The sequence below is a fragment of the Klebsiella sp. A-Nf5 genome (assembly GCF_002810545.1).
Taxonomy (GTDB): domain Bacteria; phylum Pseudomonadota; class Gammaproteobacteria; order Enterobacterales; family Enterobacteriaceae; genus Klebsiella; species Klebsiella variicola.
In genome coordinates, this window is sequence record NZ_PIOG01000260.1 from 1 (window position 1) to 696 (window position 696).

The window sequence follows — 696 nt, forward strand, 5'->3', positions numbered from 1 at the left end:
CGGATGCGGATATGCCTGCACCGGAAAGAGATGCAGACGAGCCGGGGTTCCCGCCAGCCGCCGGGCGCTGGCGAGCAACAACGCTGCCCGGCCATACGTCAGCGGCTGACAAAGCTGTTCCGTAAGCGTGAGGATTTCCACGCCACTGAGAGAGCCGCAGGCGGCAAGCCAGCCGGGTACGGTTTCAGGGGCGACGGGCGCCATATCAACAGTGTCGGGCCAGCCAGCCTGGCGCAGCATCCGGTCGCCGTGACGCAGAATAAGCGTGTTAAGGGTTTCATTTTTCATCATTATCGTCTATGTCCGGGTTATATCACCCCGCAGCGTGGCGGGGCGATCTGCTGTCAGCTTTTCAGTAATGCCCGCACTTTTGCTGTATCCGCCAGGCGGCGCATGACGCTTTCCGGCACCGGGAGATTGCGATCCCGTGCGGTCCATTCCCTGTCCCACAATGCCTGTTCGGCGGTAATCAGCAGGGTTTCAAGCAGGTCAACCGGCACAGTCACCCTCTGCCCGTTCTCTTTCACCTGGTCTATCAGTGCCATCACCAGGCCGGCTGACACGCCCGACTCAAGCCGTTGTTCTTCCGGTATAGCGTCCATGCGTTCCAGTACTGCCCTTACGTCATGTTCTGAAAAGGAATATTCCATCCCGTCAGCCAGTGCTTCAATATCCGCCGGGGTCCAGATAATCAGG

Annotated in this window: 1 protein-coding gene and 1 pseudogene; both read right to left on the reverse strand. The window is 59.5% G+C overall.

All coding sequences use genetic code 11. The features are described from left to right. Window positions 1-291: pseudogene (locus CWM53_RS24805) on the reverse strand (hypothetical protein); the annotation flags it as partial. A gap of 53 nt (window positions 292-344) precedes the next feature. Beyond that, a partial coding sequence (locus tag CWM53_RS24810) for a DUF1380 family protein (RefSeq protein WP_100750895.1) occupies window positions 345-696 on the reverse strand: 352 nt, incomplete at its 5' end.